19 protein-coding genes are annotated in these 17,477 nt (G+C 71.3%); 9 read left to right on the top strand and 10 right to left on the bottom strand.

Annotation, left to right across the window (positions count from 1 at the left end; genetic code table 11):
* Window positions 1-15: 15 nt before the first annotated feature.
* From AB0N27_RS22240 to AB0N27_RS22220, 5 genes are all read right to left on the bottom strand, one after another.
* Complete coding sequence (locus AB0N27_RS22240) at window positions 16-345, bottom strand: DUF1416 domain-containing protein (protein WP_208761171.1); 330 nt, start codon at window positions 343-345, stop codon at window positions 16-18.
* Complete coding sequence (locus tag AB0N27_RS22235; protein WP_364372900.1) at window positions 342-1,190, bottom strand: sulfurtransferase; 849 nt, start codon at window positions 1,188-1,190, stop codon at window positions 342-344. Before AB0N27_RS22235 ends, AB0N27_RS22240 begins: the two co-directional genes overlap by 4 nt.
* A 209-nt stretch (window positions 1,191-1,399) precedes the next feature.
* Complete coding sequence (locus tag AB0N27_RS22230; RefSeq protein WP_310503780.1) at window positions 1,400-1,477, bottom strand: Ms5788A family Cys-rich leader peptide; 78 nt, start codon at window positions 1,475-1,477, stop codon at window positions 1,400-1,402.
* Window positions 1,478-1,571: 94 nt separating this feature from the next.
* Window positions 1,572-2,360 carry a DUF2993 domain-containing protein gene (locus AB0N27_RS22225; RefSeq protein ID WP_364372897.1) on the bottom strand — a complete coding sequence of 263 codons (789 nt, stop codon included), beginning with the start codon at window positions 2,358-2,360 and terminating at the stop codon, window positions 1,572-1,574.
* Window positions 2,361-2,465: 105 nt separating this feature from the next.
* The gene (locus tag AB0N27_RS22220) at window positions 2,466-3,521 is read right to left on the bottom strand and encodes a hypothetical protein (protein ID WP_364372895.1); all 1,056 of its coding nucleotides are present in this window, start codon (window positions 3,519-3,521) and stop codon (window positions 2,466-2,468) included.
* Window positions 3,522-3,762: 241 nt separating this feature from the next.
* Between AB0N27_RS22220 and AB0N27_RS22215 the strand changes: the two genes are divergently transcribed.
* From AB0N27_RS22215 to pstB, 7 genes are all read left to right on the top strand, one after another.
* Window positions 3,763-4,482: a response regulator transcription factor gene (locus AB0N27_RS22215; protein WP_208761169.1), complete on the top strand. Its 720-nt coding sequence runs from the start codon at window positions 3,763-3,765 to the stop codon at window positions 4,480-4,482.
* Between the two features lie 163 nt (window positions 4,483-4,645).
* On the top strand, window positions 4,646-5,518 hold the full coding sequence (locus tag AB0N27_RS22210; protein WP_364372892.1) for a polysaccharide deacetylase family protein: 873 nt from the start codon (window positions 4,646-4,648) through the stop codon (window positions 5,516-5,518).
* 95 nt (window positions 5,519-5,613) lie between these two features.
* Window positions 5,614-6,540 carry a mycothiol synthase gene (gene mshD, locus AB0N27_RS22205; protein WP_364372889.1) on the top strand — a complete coding sequence of 309 codons (927 nt, stop codon included), beginning with the start codon at window positions 5,614-5,616 and terminating at the stop codon, window positions 6,538-6,540.
* A 213-nt stretch (window positions 6,541-6,753) separates the two neighbouring features.
* Window positions 6,754-7,860 carry a phosphate ABC transporter substrate-binding protein PstS gene (pstS, locus tag AB0N27_RS22200; protein ID WP_364372887.1) on the top strand — a complete coding sequence of 369 codons (1,107 nt, stop codon included), beginning with the start codon at window positions 6,754-6,756 and terminating at the stop codon, window positions 7,858-7,860.
* 39 nt (window positions 7,861-7,899) lie between these two features.
* Window positions 7,900-8,991, top strand: coding sequence for a phosphate ABC transporter permease subunit PstC (pstC, locus tag AB0N27_RS22195; RefSeq protein ID WP_364372884.1), 1,092 nt, complete (start codon window positions 7,900-7,902; stop codon window positions 8,989-8,991).
* The gene (gene pstA, locus AB0N27_RS22190; RefSeq protein WP_364372881.1) at window positions 8,988-10,076 is read left to right on the top strand and encodes a phosphate ABC transporter permease PstA; all 1,089 of its coding nucleotides are present in this window, start codon (window positions 8,988-8,990) and stop codon (window positions 10,074-10,076) included. The genes pstC and pstA overlap by 4 nt, the downstream gene beginning before the upstream one ends.
* 20 nt (window positions 10,077-10,096) lie before the next feature.
* Window positions 10,097-10,873 carry a phosphate ABC transporter ATP-binding protein PstB gene (gene pstB / locus AB0N27_RS22185; RefSeq protein ID WP_364372878.1) on the top strand — a complete coding sequence of 259 codons (777 nt, stop codon included), beginning with the start codon at window positions 10,097-10,099 and terminating at the stop codon, window positions 10,871-10,873.
* A gap of 207 nt (window positions 10,874-11,080) precedes the next feature.
* Here pstB and AB0N27_RS22180 read toward each other — a convergent pair whose 3' ends face one another.
* Window positions 11,081-11,914 (bottom strand): NUDIX hydrolase, encoded by an 834-nt coding sequence (locus AB0N27_RS22180; RefSeq protein ID WP_364372875.1) that lies wholly within the window; start codon window positions 11,912-11,914, stop codon window positions 11,081-11,083.
* Between the two features lie 166 nt (window positions 11,915-12,080).
* Here AB0N27_RS22180 and AB0N27_RS22175 point away from each other — a divergent pair, with 166 nt between their 5' ends.
* Window positions 12,081-13,049 carry a Gfo/Idh/MocA family oxidoreductase gene (locus tag AB0N27_RS22175; protein ID WP_364372872.1) on the top strand — a complete coding sequence of 323 codons (969 nt, stop codon included), beginning with the start codon at window positions 12,081-12,083 and terminating at the stop codon, window positions 13,047-13,049.
* Window positions 13,050-13,098: 49 nt separating this feature from the next.
* Here AB0N27_RS22175 and AB0N27_RS22170 read toward each other — a convergent pair whose 3' ends face one another.
* The 3 genes from AB0N27_RS22170 to AB0N27_RS22160 form a co-directional block, all read right to left on the bottom strand.
* Window positions 13,099-14,106, bottom strand: a complete 1,008-nt coding sequence (locus AB0N27_RS22170; protein ID WP_139587550.1) for an inorganic phosphate transporter — start codon at window positions 14,104-14,106, stop codon at window positions 13,099-13,101.
* Window positions 14,107-14,110: 4 nt separating this feature from the next.
* A complete protein-coding gene (locus AB0N27_RS22165; protein WP_278142861.1) occupies window positions 14,111-14,737 on the bottom strand; it encodes a DUF47 family protein in 627 nt (208 codons plus the stop codon).
* A 128-nt stretch (window positions 14,738-14,865) separates the two neighbouring features.
* A complete protein-coding gene (locus AB0N27_RS22160) occupies window positions 14,866-15,807 on the bottom strand; it encodes a PPK2 family polyphosphate kinase (RefSeq protein WP_364372867.1) in 942 nt (313 codons plus the stop codon).
* A gap of 133 nt (window positions 15,808-15,940) precedes the next feature.
* On the opposite strand from AB0N27_RS22160, the gene sigJ reads away from it, so the two are divergent.
* Window positions 15,941-16,906 (top strand): RNA polymerase sigma factor SigJ, encoded by a 966-nt coding sequence (gene sigJ / locus AB0N27_RS22155; RefSeq protein ID WP_364372864.1) that lies wholly within the window; start codon window positions 15,941-15,943, stop codon window positions 16,904-16,906.
* Window positions 16,907-16,919: 13 nt separating this feature from the next.
* Here sigJ and AB0N27_RS22150 read toward each other — a convergent pair whose 3' ends face one another.
* Window positions 16,920-17,426 (bottom strand): DUF402 domain-containing protein, encoded by a 507-nt coding sequence (locus AB0N27_RS22150; RefSeq protein WP_364372861.1) that lies wholly within the window; start codon window positions 17,424-17,426, stop codon window positions 16,920-16,922.
* Window positions 17,427-17,477 lie beyond the last annotated feature (51 nt).

Raw genomic sequence — 17,477 nt, 5'->3', positions numbered from 1 at the left:
GATCAGAGCAGTGGGTCAGGCGACGGTGACGGTTACCTCGTTGATGCCCCGGCCGGCGGTGACGGCGGTGTCGCCGTTGCCGTGCCGGGACAGCGCCCGCAGGGTCCAGGAACCCGGCGCGGCGAAGAACCGGAACTGGCCGGCGGCCGAGGTGACCACCTCGGCGGTGAACTCACCTGTCGAGTCGAGCAGCCGGACGTACGCGCCCGCCACGGCCTCGTCCGACGCCGAGCGCACGATGCCGGTGATGACGGTTTCCTTCTCCAAGTCCAGGCTGGCCGGCAGTGGGGCGGCCTGGTCGGGTGCGGCGCAACCCGCAGCGGTGGGTGCGGTCATGGCGATCAGGCCTCCCCGGGTTCGTCGCCGAGCGCGACAGGCACGCCGACGAGCGAGCCGTACTCGGTCCAGGAACCGTCGTAGTTCTTGACGTTGCGGTGACCGAGCAGCTCCTGGAGCACGAACCAGGTGTGCGAGGAGCGCTCACCGATCCGGCAGTACGCGATGGTCTCCTTGCCGTCGTCGAGCCCCGCGTCGCCGTAGATCTTGCGCAGCTCGTCGTCGGACCGGAAGGTGCCGTCCTCGTTCGCGGCCTTGGACCACGGGACGCTGATCGCGGTGGGGATGTGGCCGGCCCGCTGCGCCTGCTCCTGCGGCAGGTGGGCGGGGGCGAGCAGCCGACCGGCGAACTCGTCGGGGCTGCGCACGTCGACCAGGTTCTTGGTGCCGATCGCGGCCACGACCTCGTCGCGGAAGGCACGGATGGACGTGTCGGGCTCCTGCGCGACGTACTGCGTGGCCGGGCGGGTCACCGTGTCGGTGACCAGCGGGCGGGCGTCCAGCTCCCACTTCTTGCGGCCGCCGTCGAGCAGCTTGACGTCGCGGTGGCCGTAGAGCTTGAAGTACCAGTACGCGTACGCGGCGAACCAGTTGTTGTTGCCGCCGTACAGGATGACCGTGTCGTCGTTGCTGATGCCCCGCTCGGAGAGCAGTGCCTCGAACTGGGACTTGTTGACGAAGTCCCGACGGACCTGGTCCTGGAGGTCGGTCTTCCAGTCGATCTTGATGGCGCCGGCGATGTGGCCGGTCTCGTAGGCCGAGGTGTCCTCGTCGACCTCGACGAAGACGACGCCCGGGGCGTCGAGGTTCTTCTCGGCCCACTCGGCCGAGACGAGTGCGGTGTCGCGACTCATCGAATCACTCCCTGGTGAGGATGGATGGTGAGCCAGCGCGTGAGTATCGATGGGTGTAACTGTCGCACCACGCGCGGGACCCAGCGGAAGGACGGGATCACGGGTTCGTGCGACGGCGCCGCTGCCGGGCGTTCGATGGGATCACCGGAGGGTACGAGAACCCTGCTTGCCGGAGGCCGCCGATCAGGCGGCCAGAGACAGCCCCGCCGTCAGATGACGGGGCGACACAGGCAGGTGGCCACGCGGCACAGGTCGACCGCGCGCCGTTTGGTGAGGTGAGTCCCCATGGTCAGGGAGCCTACCAGCCAGTGACCGGCCTGCCACTGAGCCGACCACCATCCGGGAATCGCCAGGGCCACCGGCTGTTCCCTGTCCCACCGGTCAGCTGACGGAGTTGATCGGCACGTCCTTCGCGTCGGCCGTGACCGCCAACCCCTCGGGCAACGGCCGGACCTCCCGAAGCGCCAACTGGAACGGCAGGTCGGGCAGCGGCACGTCGATCGAGATGCCCTTGGCGTAGTTGTTCAGCACGGCGCGGGCCAGTGGCAGGTTCGGCAGACCCTCGGCGTCCAGGTTGTTGAAGCGCAGGGCGACGGCGCCGTTCTTGGCAACTGTGACGTCGGCGGTGCCGGCCACTGTGAACTTCTGGCCGAGGACGTCGACCGGAGCGGTGACGGCGAGCTTGCCGCCCTGCTCCCCGAGGGTGAGCCCCGGCCGGTCCAGCAACGCGGCGAGGCTGTCGTAGCTGATCGTGCCGGTGCCGTTCACGGTGTCCGCCACGACATCGCCCTGCCCGGTCCGGAGCGTGTCCAGGGAGGCCCGCACGTTACGCGCGTCGACGTCAAGCACCGGCAGCCGTACGGCATCGCCCTCGACCGACGCCTGCACGTCCCGCAGCTTGATGGTGATCCGCTCGTAACGGCCGTCGAGCACCTGCGTCAGGAACGGCGTACCGCCGACCTGCACCTCTGGTGCGGCCGACTGCGCGCCCTGCTTGGTGACCTCCTGGCTGACCCGCTTGGCGATCTCCCTCTCGGCCACGCCGACCGCGACCCGGTCGGCCACCACCAGCAGCCCGGCCACCACCAGGAGCAGGACGACCAGGCCGATGAGCAGCTTGCGACCGCGCCGTCGGGGCCGGACCTCGTCCGCCGGAAAGTCCTGGGCCACGCCGCCTCCTGTCTCCGCCCGCCGCGGTGCGACGGGGCGCTCGTACCAGTTGCCGCAGGGCGGCGCACCCGTAGGTACCCGACCGGCTCCGGGCTCAACCGTGGGTCAGAGGAAGAGCATGCACATGGCGTACGCGGTAGGTGCGGCAAGGGCGAAGCCACCGAGCGGACCCTGCATGTGCCGGGCGACCCACATGGTGGGCGGCTCGCCGGCCATCAGCCGACCCGCCTCCGCGTACCCGACGGCGAGGTCGGTGAGGACTGCGGTGACCGCCGCGACCAGGCCGATCACCGCGGCCCGGGTGGGCGTGAAGGGCGCCACCAGGTAACCGCCGAGCAGCGCGCTGATCAGCGTGCCGACCATGGCGCCCGCCACCACTCCGGCGGCGCCCCGGGGCACCTGCGGGGCCAGCCGGGGCCAGGGCAGCACGGCGTCGGTGAGCCGGGCGACGGTGAGCGCGACCCCGCTCGCGGTCAGGCAGACCGTGATCGCCTGGGTGCCCGCCGGGATGCGGCTGAGCACGATCAGGGTGCCGAAGGCCACCACCCCGACGACGATGAGCAGCGTGGCGCCGAGCGAGTCGGTGACCCGGACCCGGTCGACCCGGCGGACCAGCTGACCGAGCACGGCGGCGAGGAAGCCACCGGCGGCCAGGTAGCCCAGCGGCGCCAGGCCGGCGACGTCTGTCTGCACCGCGGCGATGTCGGCGAGTGCGGCGACCACCGCGCTGACACCGGCGACGAGCAGCAGGGCGGGCGGGCGCATGGCCATCGCCCAGGCGAGCACGAACAGCAGCTGGACGCCGAAGACGATGAAGGCGAACGGCAACCGGTGGCCGGGGCCCGACGTCTGCGCGCCGAGCACCAGGCCGACGCCGAGCAGCGCCGCGAATCCGGCGATGGTCAGCGCCAGCGGACGGTGCACCTCGACCGGGGGTACGACCTCCTCCTCCGGCTCGTCGACGTCGTCCTCGGAGCGGCGGGCGGGCTCCCCGGCGCGACGGGCGCGGCGGGGACCACCCCGTTCGCGGCGGTCGCCGTCGGCGACGGCCGGACCGGTGCGCGGCGCGGGCGGTTGGCCACGGGTCGGTGCGGCCGGGCCCGGACGAGACCCGTCGGGCCACGTTTCGCGGCCGGCGTCCGGCGAGGTGGAGGGAAACACGCCCCGATCGTGCCAGACCGGCCGGCCGGTGCGGTGGTCAAGGGTTTCAGCAACGTTAAAACCTGCGCCACGATCAGGGGCAAGCTAGACAAACGGGAAATCGCCTGACGGCGCCGCCGAGGCGATCGGTTACGCTCAACGCGTTACCCGCCCGTCAGCGACGCCGGGACCACGCAATTTCTCAGCGCACTCCCTCACGAGTGTGTCTGGTCGCGTGCGGCCACGCGCCGCCGGGACGGAGGTGATCGTGGAGATCCTGTTGCTGGTGACCGCACGCGCAGGGGAACCGTCCGCTGTGCTGCCGGCACTCGACCTGTTGCCGCACTCGGTCCGCACCGCACCACGCGACGTCCGCACCCTGGTCGCCGGGCCCAGCCCCGACGCGGTGCTGGTGGACGCGCGCTCGGAGCTGAGCGAGGCCCGGGCGACCTGCCGGATGCTGCACGCCACAGGGCTCGGGGTGCCGCTCGTGGCGGTGGTGACCGAGGCCGGGCTGATCGCGCTGAACGCCGACTGGGGCGTCGACGACGTCATCCTCGCCTCGGCCGGCCCCGCCGAGGTGGAGGCGCGGCTGCGGCTGGCCGTGGGCCGGCTGAGCAACGCGACCGCCGGCGCGGGCGGTTCGATCCGCGCGGGGGAACTGAGCATCGACCCGGACACGTACGCCGCCAAGCTCAAGGGACGTCCGCTCGACCTCACCTACAAGGAGTTCGAGCTGTTGAAGTTCCTGGCGCAGCACCCGGGCCGGGTGTTCACCCGGGACCAGCTGCTGCGTGAGGTCTGGGGCTACGACTACTTCGGCGGCACCCGAACGGTGGACGTGCACGTCCGGCGGTTGCGCGCCAAGCTCGGCTCGGAGTACGAGTCGATGATCGGCACGGTCCGCCAGGTGGGTTACAAGTTCGTCGTCCCGCCGTCGCGGTCGCTGCCCGAGGCGGAGCACGCCCCACTGCCCGTCTGATCGGTTGCCAGCCTCCCGCCCGGGAGGATTCCCCATATGCCCCTTTTGCGCATCTCGTCGGTTCTATTCTGACTGCCGGGTTTGTCAGCAGAGGGGGGTCGACGGTGCGCGCAAAGACCACGGGGGCGACGGGCCGGCGTGACCGGTCGGCGGGGTGCAGGCCGTGACGCGGGGCAACCCGACCGTACGGGCGGCCGGAATCGTGGCACTTGTGGTGACGGCGCTGCTCGGCTCGGCCTACGTGCTGGGCCGCAGCCTCATCCCCGACCAGCCGCAGGCACGCAAGACCACAGGTGTCACCACCAACGCCGACGGGCCGTACTACGCGGACCAGCCGACCGAGGCCGAGCCGAGCGGCGCACCGAGCCCCAGCCGCGGCGCCGGGCCCACCGAGGCAGGCCAGGACGGGTCGGGACGGGACTCCGGCGGCGGCCAACTGTTCGGGGCGCACACCAGCACCGGCACGCCCCGCCTCGCGTTGACCTTCGACGACGGGCCGGATCCGCGCTACACCCCGCAGGTGCTCGCCATGCTGCGCGAGTTCGACGTCAAGGCGACCTTCTGCGTGGTGGGCGAGAACGCGCAGAACCACCCCGACCTGATCCAGGCGATCGTGGACGGCGGGCACACCCTGTGCAACCACTCCTGGCACCACGACGTCACCCTCGGCAACCGTTCGGCGGACATGATCCGCGCCGACCTGCTGCGTACCAACGAGGCGATCCGTGCTGCGGTGCCTGACGCGCCGATCGTCTGGTACCGCCAGCCCGGCGGCGCCTGGACCTATCCCGTGGTGTCGGTGGCGCAGCAGCTCGGCATGACCCCGCTGCACTGGTCGGTGGACCCACAGGACTGGGAACTCCCCGGCGCGAGCAAGATCGCCGCGACCGTGACCAGCCAGGCCGAACCGGGGTCGGTGGTGCTGCTGCACGACGCTGGTGGCGACCGGCAGGGCACCATGGACGCGCTGCGGCGGATCCTGCCCGACCTGACCGCGCGGTTCGAGTTGGAGGCTCTGCCCACCGACCCCACGTGAGACCCGGGCGGGCCGCGGGGGGTGTCGCCTCGGCACCGGCGCCTTTCCTCGGCGACCCTCCGGGTGTCCAGTGGCGCAACGGATACGGTGACGGGATGAGCAGCGCGGAGCCGACCAGCGACCAGGTGACCCGGAGCGACCGACTGGCCCCGGCGGAGATCGCCGATGTGCTGGCCCTGGCACGTGCGGCGGGCGACACCGACGGCGCCGACCCCCTCGACGAGCACGTCCCGCTCCGGCTGCGCGACCCCGACGCCCCCGCCGTGCACCTGGTCGCCCGCGCCGACGACGGCACCCTCACCGGGTACGCGCACCTCGACACCACCGACCCGGTGGACGGCATCGGGGTGGAGCTGGTGGTGCACCCCGCGTACCGGCGTCGGGGCACCGGTCGGGCACTCGCCCGGGGCGTCCTCGCCTCGGCAACCGGGCCGCTGCGGGCGTGGGCGCACGGCGACCACCCCTCGGCCGCCGCGCTCGCCGTCGACCTCGGGTTCACCCGCGCCCGGGTGCTCTGGCAGTTGCGCCGGCCACTGGCCGCCCCGCTTGGTGAGCCGCGCCTGCCCGACGGGGTGACGCTTCGCGCGTACCGGCCCGGGGCGGACGACGCGGCCTGGCTGACCCTCAACTCGCGGGCCTTCGCCAAGCACCCCGAGCAGGGCCGGTGGACCTCGGACGACCTGCGGGTCCGCCTGGCCGAGCCGTGGTTCGACCCGGCGGGCTTCCTGCTCGCCGAGGAGACCGCCACGGGTCGGCTGCTCGGATTCCACTGGACCAAGGTGCACGAGCGGCCGGGATCGGCCCGCATCGGCGAGGTGTACGTGCTGGGCGTGGAGCCGACCGCGCACGGCGGCGGGCTGGGTCGGGCATTGACCACCGCGGGTCTGGCGTACCTGCGGGACAAGCAGGGCCTGGACCGGGTGATGCTCTACGTGGACGACTCGAACACCGGGGCCGTCGCGCTGTACGAGCGGATGGGCTTCGCCCGCTGGTCCGCGCACATCAACTACCACCTCGGCTGAGCGGGAACGGGCACTGAAGTGCCCCGGTTCACTTAACGGACAACTCACCCTCAGCAAGCGGTCACCTGACGGGCCGTACGTGTTCACCTCGCGTTCATTTGCGACCGGCGAACCGGCCACCTGGCACTTCTAACTTTCGTGTCAGCCGGTCACTGCCGGTCCTCGGGCCCCGGGATCGGGGCGCCAAGTCAGACGCGAAGGGAAACCCCTCAGGTGAAGCTCCAGCGGTACGGCACTATTGCCTGCCTCGCTCTTGCCGCGACGCTCGGCCTCAGTGCATGCGGCTCGGACAACAACGAGCCCGCCTCCGGCGCAACTGCTTCGGGCTCGGCCGCCGCGGTCGACTGCGCTACCGGCACGCTGAACGCCCAGGGCTCGTCGGCGCAGAAGAACGCCATGGCCGAGTGGATCAAGGCGTACCAGCAGAAGTGCCAGGGCACCACGATCAACTACGAGGCCTCCGGCTCGGGCGCCGGCATCCAGGCGTTCATCGCCGGCACCGCCGACTTCGCCGGCTCCGACTCCGCGCTCAAGCCGGAGGAGCAGCCGAAGGCCGACGCCAAGTGCGTCGGCGGCAAGGCCATCCACCTGCCGATGGTGATCGGCCCGGTGGCCGTCGCCTACAACGTCAGCGGCGTGGACAACCTCCAGCTCAAGCCGGCCACCCTGGCGAAGATCTTCGCCGGCACGGTGACCAAGTGGGACGACGCGGCGATCAAGGCCGACAACCCGGCCGCCAAGCTCCCGGCGACCACCATCCAGACCGTCCACCGCTCGGACGAGTCCGGCACCACCGACAACTTCACCAAGTTCCTCTCGAAGACCTCCGAGGCGGACTGGACGCTGGGCAACGCCAAGGCCTGGAAGGCCCCGGGCGGCACCGGCGCCAAGGGCTCGGACGGCGTGGCCAGCTCGGTCAAGGGCGCCGACGGCTCCATCGGTTACATGGAGTGGTCGTTCGCCGAGAACGCCGGCCTGAAGATGGCCAAGATCGGTAACGGCAACGGCGAGTTCGCCGCGCTGACCGCCGAGGCGGCCGGCAAGACCATCGCCGGCGCGGCGGTCGAGGGCCAGGGCGACGACCTCAAGCTGAAGATCGACTACAACACCAAGGAGGCCGGGGCCTACCCGATCGTCCTGGCGACGTACGAGATCGTCTGCAGCAAGGGCCTCGCGGCCGACAAGTTGAAGCTGGTCAAGGGTCTGCTGGGCTACGCCGCCAGCGCCGAGGGCCAGAACTCGCTTACCGACCTGGGCTACGCCCCGCTGCCGGAGACGGTCCGCACCAAGGTCGAGACCGCGGTCACGAACCTCTCCTGACCCGACCCCACCACCTCCGCAACCGAATCGAGCGAGCAGATGGGTGAAACCCCTCACCGCTCGGCCGACGCCGGCACCGGCGGGACGCGCGTGACCCAGAGTCACGAGTGGCCCGCTGGTGCCTCGGCGCGTGTGGCCGAGGCACCAGTCAGCACCCGTTCCCCGGGCGGCGCCGGGCTGGGCGGCGGCGGCGCGCTGCCGCGCAGCCGGAAGTTCGGCGCCGAGCGGGCCTTCCGCGGTCTCACACTTGCCGCCGGCACCGCCGTTCTGGTCATCATCGCCGCCATCGCGATCTTCCTGGTCGCCAAGGCGGTACCGGCCCTGCGCGCCAACACCGAGAACTTCTGGTCCTACGAGGGCTGGTCCCCGAACGAGACAGAGCCCAAGTTCGGCATCGGTACGCTCGCCTTCGGCACCGTGCTCAGCTCGGCTCTCGCGCTGCTGATGGCGGTGCCGGTGGCGCTGGGCATCGCGCTCTACCTCTCGCACTACGCGCCGCGCCGGCTGGGCACCGCGCTCGGCTTCCTGGTCGACCTGCTGGCCGCCGTGCCGAGCGTGGTCTTCGGCCTCTGGGGGCGGGACATCTTCATCAACCCGGTGCGGGACTTCTCGGTCTGGCTCAACGAGTACTTCGGCTGGATCCCGATCTTCGGCGGCGACGGCCCGTTCGGTAAGTCGATCATGCTGGGCGCCCTGGTGCTCGCCATCATGGTGCTGCCGATCATCACCTCGCTCTCCCGTGAGGTGTTCCTCCAGACGCCTACCGCGAACGAGGAGGCCGCCCTCGCGCTGGGCGCCACCCGCTGGGAGATGCTGCGTACCGCGGTTCTCCCCTACGGCCGCCCCGGCATCATCGCCGCGGTGATGCTCGGCCTGGGCCGCGCCCTCGGCGAGACAATCGCCCTGGCGCTGACCCTCGGCATCACCTTCGGCATCTCGTTCAACCTCATCCAGAACGGCGGCAACACCATCGCCGCCAACATCGCCAACGCGTTCGGCGAGGCGAACGAGACCGGACGGGGCGCGCTCATCGCCTCCGGCCTGGTGCTGTTCACCATCACGCTGATCGTCAACATCACGGCGCGGGCGATCATCTACCGCCGCCGGGAGTTCACGGAGTCGGCCGCATGACCACAACCGTCACCTCCCACCGCACCCGCCCGCCGGCCCAGCCCGCGTCACTGCGGGGTCGGCGACTTCCCTGGTACGCCGCACCGGCCATCGCCGTCGCGGCCCTGGCGCTCGCTGCGGCGGTCGTCTACGGCGCCGGCATCGGCGGCCCGGTCCTCGTGGTCGCCCTCGGCGCGGTCCTCTACCTGGTCGGGCTCTTCGCCGCGGCCAACGCGGTCGAGGGGCGCCGGTCGGCCCGCAACCGCACCTGGAGCGCGCTGATCCACTCCGCGTTCGTGCTGGCGGTGCTCCCGCTCGTCTCGGTGGTCTGGACGCTCGTCAGCAAGGGCACCGAGCGGCTGGACGTCAACTTCTTCCAGACCTCGATGAACAACATCGGGGCCCGGGACGCCAACGGCGGCGCGTACCACGCGATCGTCGGCACGCTGGAGCAGGTGGGCATCGCCACCCTGATCACCGTCCCACTCGGCGTCCTGTGCGCCATCTACATCGTCGAGTACGGGCGCGGCAGGTTCGCCTTCGCGATCCGGTTCTTCGTGGACGTGATGACAGGCATCCCGTCGATCGTCTCCGGCCTCTTCGTGCTGGCGTTCTGGGTGCTGATCGTGTCGCCGTGGTTCAACGACGGCCGGCCCAGCTTCTCCGGCTTCGCGGCGGCGCTCGCGCTGAGCGTGCTCATGCTGCCCACAATCGTCAGGTCCACCGAGGAGATGCTCCGCCTCGTCCCGGCGCCGCTGCGCGAGGGCGCGTACGCCCTCGGCGTACCCAAGTGGAAGACCATCCTGCGGGTGGTCCTGCCGACGGCGCTGCCCGGCATCGTCACGGGCGTCATGCTCGCCATCGCCCGCGCGGCCGGCGAGACCGCGCCGGTGCTGCTGGTCGCCGGCGGCGGCGCCGCCATCAACACCAACCCCTTCGAGAACAGCCAGTCGTCGCTGTCCCTCTTCGTCTACCAGCAGGCCGGTGACGCGTCGAGGTACGCGCCGGCACGGGCGTGGACGGCGGCTCTCACCCTGGTCGCCCTCGTGCTCATCCTGACGATCGCGGCGAAGCTGCTGGCCCGTCGCAACCGGCTCAGCCGATGAACCCCGGAGGTACCACCACCATGGCCAAGCGTGTCGAAGCCTCGAACGTCACCGCCTACTACGGCGGCTTCAAGGCGATCGAGAACATCAACCTGACGGTCGAGCCGAAGACCGTCACCGCCCTGATCGGCCCGTCCGGTTGCGGCAAGTCCACGTTCCTGCGGTCGATCAACCGGATGCACGAGGTGCTGCCCGGTGCTCGGGTCGAGGGCAGCCTGACCATCGACGACCAGGACATCTACGACCGGGACGTGGACGTCACAGCGGTCCGGCGCATGATCGGCATGGTCTTCCAGCGGCCGAACCCGTTCCCCACCATGAGCATCTTCGAGAACGTGGTCGCCGGGCTGAAGCTCAACGGGGTCCGCAAGAAGTCGATCCTGGAGGACGCCGCCGAGAAGGCCCTGCGCGCCGCGAACCTGTGGGGCGAGGTCAAGGACCGGCTGGGCAAGCCCGGCGCGGGCCTCTCCGGCGGTCAGCAGCAGCGGCTCTGCATCGCCCGGACCATCGCTGTCGAGCCGCAGGTCGTGCTGATGGACGAGCCGTGCTCCGCCCTGGACCCGATCTCCACGCTGGCGATCGAGGACCTGATGTTCCAGCTCAAGGACAAGTTCACGATCATCATCGTGACGCACAACATGCAGCAGGCCGCGCGTGTGTCGGACCGGACCGCCTTCTTCTCCATCGAGAAGACAGGCGATCCCGGCCGGCTCATCGAGTACGACAACACCCAGAAGATCTTCAGCAACCCGAGCGTGAAGAAGACCGAGGACTACATCACCGGCCGCTTCGGCTGAACCGCTGGATCCGGGTCCGCGAGGGGCGTCGGTCGACCTGACCGGCGCCCCTTCGCGTACCCACAGCGCGACCCAGCGCGGCCGCCCGGCTCGACCCGACGCGGCCAAGATCTGCGCAACTTCCCGGAAGTTGCTGCCTCCCGCTCGTCGGACGCAGCAGATTCCCTGAAGTTGAGCGGATCTTGACGGCACCCGGCAGCGCGCAGGTCAGGCGAGCACGAAGCGGGGTTCGCCGTCCGGGGGGAGGTCGAGGCGCGGGGTGACAGGGGTCGCGGCGTCCCGGTCGGCCGCCGCGCGGGCCACCCCGGCCAGGTCACCGGCCGCCGCCACCTGGGCGAGTGTGACAAGGGTCGGCGGCAGCATGGTCAGCTCGCCGGCCCGCGCCCGGGCCAGGGCGTCGGCCGGCCGGATCCACAGGGTGTGGTCGGCCTCGCCGGAGACGTCGCGGGTCCGCTGCCCCGCCGGCAGCAGGGCCACGAAGAAGTACGTGTCGAAGCGACGCGGTTCGAACTCGGGGGTGATCCACCGGCTCCACGGCAGCAGCAGGTCCGACCGCAGGGTGAGACGCCGGTCGGCGAGCAGCGCCGCGAAACCCAGCCGGCGCCCCTCCAGATCCTGCCGTGCGGTCTCCCAGTCGTCGCCGCTGACGTCACCCACAACTGTCGCCTCGTCCGGGCCCGCGAGCAGCACGCCCGCCTCCTCGAAGACCTCCCGGGCGGCGGCGCAGACCACCGCCTGGGCGGCGTCCGGGGCGACCCCGAGCCGTCCCGCCCACTCGGTTGGCGTCGGGCCGGCCCAGTCCAGGTGCGCCTCCGAGTCGGAGCGGTCCACCCCGCCGCCGGGGAAGGCGTACATCCCGCCGAAGGTCATGGCGGCGACCCGGCGGATGACGTACACCTCGAAGTCGGTGTCGGTCGGACGCAGCAGCAGCACCGTGGCCGCGACCCGGGGCACCGCCGGGGTGCCGCCCTCGGCCTGGAACCGGCGGGCGTGCTCGACCAGGGCGGCCGGGGCGGCGAAGCCGTCGCTGTCGATCGTCATGCCGCGAGCCTAGTTCCCCGACCCGCCGACGCCAGCCGGCCGGCGCTCCGGTCGGCGGCAGCGGTGCAGGGCGGCACGGCGGTCGGGGCACCCCGAGGTCCCGACGGATGAGCAGGGCGGCGGCCGGGCATCGGGCGGTTCACCCGGCTCGGCTAGCGTGCCGGGCATGACTCGTTGGGGCATCCTGGCCACAGGCCACATCGCCAGTCGTTTCGCCGAAGACCTCCGGCTGGTGCCGGACGCCGAGCTCGTCGCGGTCGGGTCCCGGGCCGCCGACAGCGCGCAGCGGTTCGCGGACAAGCACGGGGCGAAGCGGGCGTACGGCTCCTGGGTGGAGTTGGCGGCCGACCCGGAGGTCGACGTCATCTACGTGGCCACGCCGCACGCCGCGCACCACGAGGCGGCGATGACCTGCCTGACCGCCGGGCGGGCGGTGCTGCTGGAGAAGCCGTTCACGCTGGACCTGGCGACGAGCACCGAGCTGGTGGACACCGCCCGCGCCGCAGGGGTCTTCCTCATGGAGGCCATGTGGATGCGGACCAACCCGCTCATCCAGCGGGTGGTCGAGCTGATCGGGGAGGGGGCCATCGGCACGGTGAGCGGCGTCCGGGCCGACTTCGGGGTTGCCGGGCCGTTCCCGCCGGAGCACCGGATGCGCAACCCGGTGCTGGGCGGGGGTGCGTTGCTCGACCTGGGGATCTACCCGATCAGCCTGGCCCATCTGCTGCTCGGGGTGCCGCAGCACATCCGGTCCTGGGCGCAGCTCGGGCCGGAGGGGACGGACGAGAACACGGGCATCCTGTTCGGCTACGACACCGGGGCGCTGGCCACGCTGAGCTGCGGCATGGTGGGGGCCAGCGAGTTGTCCGCCTCGATCACCGGCGCCACCGGCCGGATCGACCTGCCGGAGCCGTTCTTCCGGCCGGCGTCGCTGACAGTGCACCGGGCCGGCGCCGAGCCGGAGACGATAGTCGCGGAGGAGGCCGGCAACGGCTACCAGTACGAGGCGATCGAGGTGCAGCGTTGCCTGGCCGCCGGGCTGACCGAGAGCCCGCTCGTGCCGCACACCACCACACTCGAGGTGATGGCGCTGCTGGACACGATCCGCGGGCAGATCGGCGTGCGGTACGTCTGAACGCGAAAAGGCCCCCCGGTCGGGGGGCCTTTTCGCGTGCGGGGACCGGTCAGCCGAAGAGCGGGCGGACCAGCAGGTACGTGACGCAGGCGATCAGCGCCGCGGCCGGGAACGTGATGATCCAGGCGATCACGATGTTGCCGGCGACGTTCCAGCGCACCGCGGAGAGCCGCTTGGTCGCGCCCACACCCATGATCGCCGAGGTGATCGTGTGGGTGGTGGAGATCGGCGCCTTGAGCACCAGGGCGTTGAAGTAGAGCACCGCGCTGGCCACCGTCTCGGCGGCGAAGCCCTCCGGCGGCCCGAGGTCGATGATCTTGCGTCCGAGGGTCCGGATGATCCGCCAACCACCGGCGTACGTGCCGAGGGCCAGCATCGTCGCGGACGTCCAGAACACCCAGCCCGGGATGTGCGTCTTGCTCTCCTGGAAACCGCCCGTGTACAGCGCGAGCACGACGATGCCCATGGTCTTGGCGGCGTCCTGCATGCCGTGGCCGACGGACATGGCGGCGGCCGAGGCGGTCTGCGCCCACCGGAAGCCCCTGTTGAGCTTGCCCGGCTGCCCCTTGCGGAACAGCCAGAGGATGGCGAGCATCAGCAGGTAGCCGAGGGTGAGACCGACGATGGGCGAGAGCACCATCGGCAGCAGCACCTTCTCGCCGATGTTGCCCCACTGCACGAGACCGCCTGTGGACAGCAGGGTCGCGCCGACCAGGCCGCCGAAGAGCGCGTGCGACGACGACGAGGGCAGACCGAAGTACCAGGTGATCAGGTTCCAGGCGATCGCACCGAGCACTCCGGCGAAGACCACCCCGAGGCTGCTCACCCCGGTCGGGAGGGTCACCAGGCCGTCGCCGACGGTCTTGGCGACGCCGGCGCCGAAGTGGGCGCCGACGAAGTTGCCGACCGCGGCGAGCCCGAGGGCGATCCGCGGGGTCAGCGCCCGGGTGGAGACGCTTGTGGCGATCGCGTTGGCGGCGTCGTGGAAGCCGTTGGTGTAGTCGAACGCCAGGGCCACCGCGATCACCGCCAGTACGGCGATGAGTTCAGGGGACACCGGCTCAGGACTCCTTGACGGCGATGGTCTCGACGGTGTTGGCCACGTGCTCGAAGGCGTCGCAGGCGGCCTCCAGCTCGTCGGCGACCTCCTTCATCTTCAGCACCGTCAGCGCGTCGTACTCACCGGAGAAGAGGCGTACGAGCAGCTGCCTGTTGATCCGGTCGCCCTCGTTCTCCAGCCGGTTGCACTCGATCCAGTAGTCCTCGAGGTCCTTCATCGACTTCAGCCGGGGCATGGCCTCGGCGGTCAGCTTGGCCTGCTGGTCGAGCACGTTGACCATCTCGTGCAGCTCGCGGGGCAACGCGGGCAGCTCGGTCAGCCCGTACAGGTAGAGGAGGTCGCCGACCGCCTCCAGGTGGTCCATCACGTCGTCGAGCAGCGAGCCGAGCCGGTAGATGTCCTCCCTGTCGAACGGCGTGATGAATGTCGAGTTGATCTTCTTGTACAGGTCGTGCGTGATCTGGTCGCTGTCGTGCTCGACCTCGGTCAGCCGCTCGCTGACCGACTGCACGTCGACGCCGGGCAGCGCCAGCTCGTTCAGCAGCTCGGTGCCCCGGACCAGGTTCTGCGCGGCCCTGGTGAAGAGCTCGTAGAAGGCGCCCTCGGTGGGGCGGAAGGAAAACTTCACAGCACAGACCTCGTCGCGTCGGTGGAAGGGTGGCGGCACCCGTTGGGCACCCGCCCGGTGAATGCTAGAAAACGGCTGGACCGCGAATTCGGCGGCCCACCCCTGGCCAAGCCACATTCACCGGTCGTTCACCTGCCGTTCATCTCGGGCGCCCCATCCGCCCCCGCTCCCCCAGTACGCAGCCGCTCCCGTTCGTGCGCCACATCGAAATCGGCAGGCGGATACCCCAGATCAAGCGTGTCGAACGTCTCTCTCAGCAGGTGGGCCACCGCCCAGTCCCGGTACCACTTGCGGTCCGCCGGCACCACGAACCAGGGCGCGGCGTCCGTGGCACACCGGCTCAGAGCCTCGGCGTACGCGGCCTGGTAGTCGTCCCAGCGGGCCCGGGCGTCGACATCCGAGGGGTTGTACTTCCAGTGCTTGCGCGGGTCGGTGAGCCGTTGCAGCAGGCGCTCGCCCTGCTCGGCGTACGAGATGTGCAACATCACCTTGACCAGAGTCACGCCGTCGTCGGTCAGCTCCCGCTCGAAGGAGTTGATCTCGTCGTACCGGGCCCTCCAGGTGGCGTCCGGCACCAGCGAGGCGACCCGGGCGATCAACACGTCCTCGTAGTGCGACCTGTTGAACACCCCGACGTACCCGGGTGGGGGCAGCGCCCGGCGGATCCGCCACAGGAAGTCGTGTCGCAGCTCCTGCGGGGTCGGCGGACCGAACGAGCGGATGTGCAGGCCCAGCGGGTTCATGGCGCCCGCCACCCGCTTGATCGTGCCGTCCTTGCCACCGCAGTCCATGGCCTGGAGCACCAGCAGCACCCGGTGCGCCGGCCGCTCCGACCCGGCCTGGGCCATCGCGAAGAGCATCTCCTGCTGCCGGCCAAGCTCCTCGCCGACCAGCTCCACCTGCTCCCGCGCCCAGGTCTTGCGGCGGCCGCCGTCCATCTCCGCCACCGGCAGGCCGGGCGTGGACCGGGGATCGATCGCGCCGAGATCCACAGGCGCGGTGACCCGCAGCAGCTCCCGTACTCCGCCGCCGTCCGGCGCCACGATCCGCGGTTCCTGGGATGCGCTCATGCACGGATCATCGCCCACCCCCCGGCGGTCCGCCGGCCGAGAGCCGCCGCGGCCGGCATCCGGGGCTGCCCGCGCCCGGATTCGGCGGGAGGATGGACGTCCAGGAGGCAACCGGCCGGGAGGTGGTGGGTCCGTGCGGGACCTGGCGACGGAGTTCGAGTCCGAGCGGGGCCGCCTGCTCGCGGTGGCCCGCCGGATGCTGGGCAGCCGCAGCGAGGCCGAGGACGCGGTGCAGGAGACCTGGCTGCGCTACGCCGGGGCGCTCGCCGACCCGGCGGCCCGCGCGGAGATCCGGGACCTGCCCGCGTGGCTGACCACCGCGTGCGCCCGGATCTGCCTCGACGTGCTCCGCTCGGCCCGCGTCAGGCGGGAGGCGTACCCGGGGCAGTGGCTACCGGAGCCGGAGGTACGCCCACTGGACAGCCGTCCGGCACCAGACGGGTACGCCCCCGACCCGGCGGAGCGGGCGGTGCGTGCCGACCAGGTCGGTACGGCGCTGCTCGTGGTGCTGGAGCGACTCGCGCCGGAGCAGCGGGTCGCCCTCGTGCTGCACGACGTGTTCGCGGTGCCGTTCGCCGGCGTCGCCGACGTGCTCGGCACCACCGAGGGCGCGGCCCGGCAGCTCGCCTCCCGGGCCCGCCGGGCGGTGACCGCGCCGGACGCGCCCCGGCACAGCGCCGACCCGGCCGAGCAGCGGCGCGTGATCGAGGCGTTCGTCGCGGCCACCGAGTCCGGCGAACTGGACGCGCTGGTGCGGGTGCTCGCGCCGGACGTGGTCCTGCTCGGCGACTCCGGCGGGCACTTCCCGTCGGCCCGTCGGCCGGTGGTCGGCGCGGACCAGGTGGGCCGCTTCACGCTCGGCCTGTTCGGCCGTGCCGGCAGGTACACCCACCGTGTGCTGTCCCGGCTGGTGCTCGTCGACGGCGTGCCGGGCCTTCAGATGGAGACGGTGCACAGCGACGGGCGGCCGATCCGCCTGATCACCGCGTTCGCCGTGGACCACGGCCGGATAACAGGCATCTTCAACCAGCTCAACCCGGAGAAACTGGCCGACCTGCCACCGCTGGGCGACGACGACACCTGGCCGCCGCACTGGTGACCCGGGCGCCGGCTCAGACCACCAACGCCAGCCACTTGCGGTACGAGGTGGCGAACGGCTCGGTGCCGTCGCCCAACGCGCCGTACAGCCACCGGGCCGCCGCCTCGGCCTCCACCACCACGTCCTCGGGGTAGCCGAAGCGGGCCCGGTGCTCGGCGAACTCGTCCTCGTCGAGCAGCTCCACGAGACCTGTGGCGCGGCGGCGCACCACGTCCAGGTCGAGGTCGATGAGGTGGACGGTCTCGTCGGACTCCCAGCGGGCCGGGGTGGCGATGTCGCAGTAGACCTCGCTGGTGCGCGGTGGCGGGTTGAACATGCACGTCCACCACGCGTGGTGCGGCACCAGGAGGACGAAGGGAATCTTCTCCACCGAGGGCCGGCCGTGGTAGACCGACTCGGTGCCGAACGGGACGCCCAGCCAGACGCCCAGGTCGTCCTCGGCGAGCCGGCGGGCCGGGTAGTCACGGTGGGCGCTGCCGTCGTACTTGCGGTAGATCACTCGGACCACGTCGCTCGGCATGATTCGCACCCTAACCGATACTGCCCACGCGTCGTAGCGCGGTCGTAACGG

The organism is Micromonospora sp. NPDC093244 (genome assembly GCF_040683695.1).
Lineage (GTDB): Bacteria > Actinomycetota > Actinomycetes > Mycobacteriales > Micromonosporaceae > Micromonospora.
The sequence above is the reverse complement of the archived record's forward strand: the minus strand, read 5'-3'. Positions and strand labels throughout refer to the sequence as shown.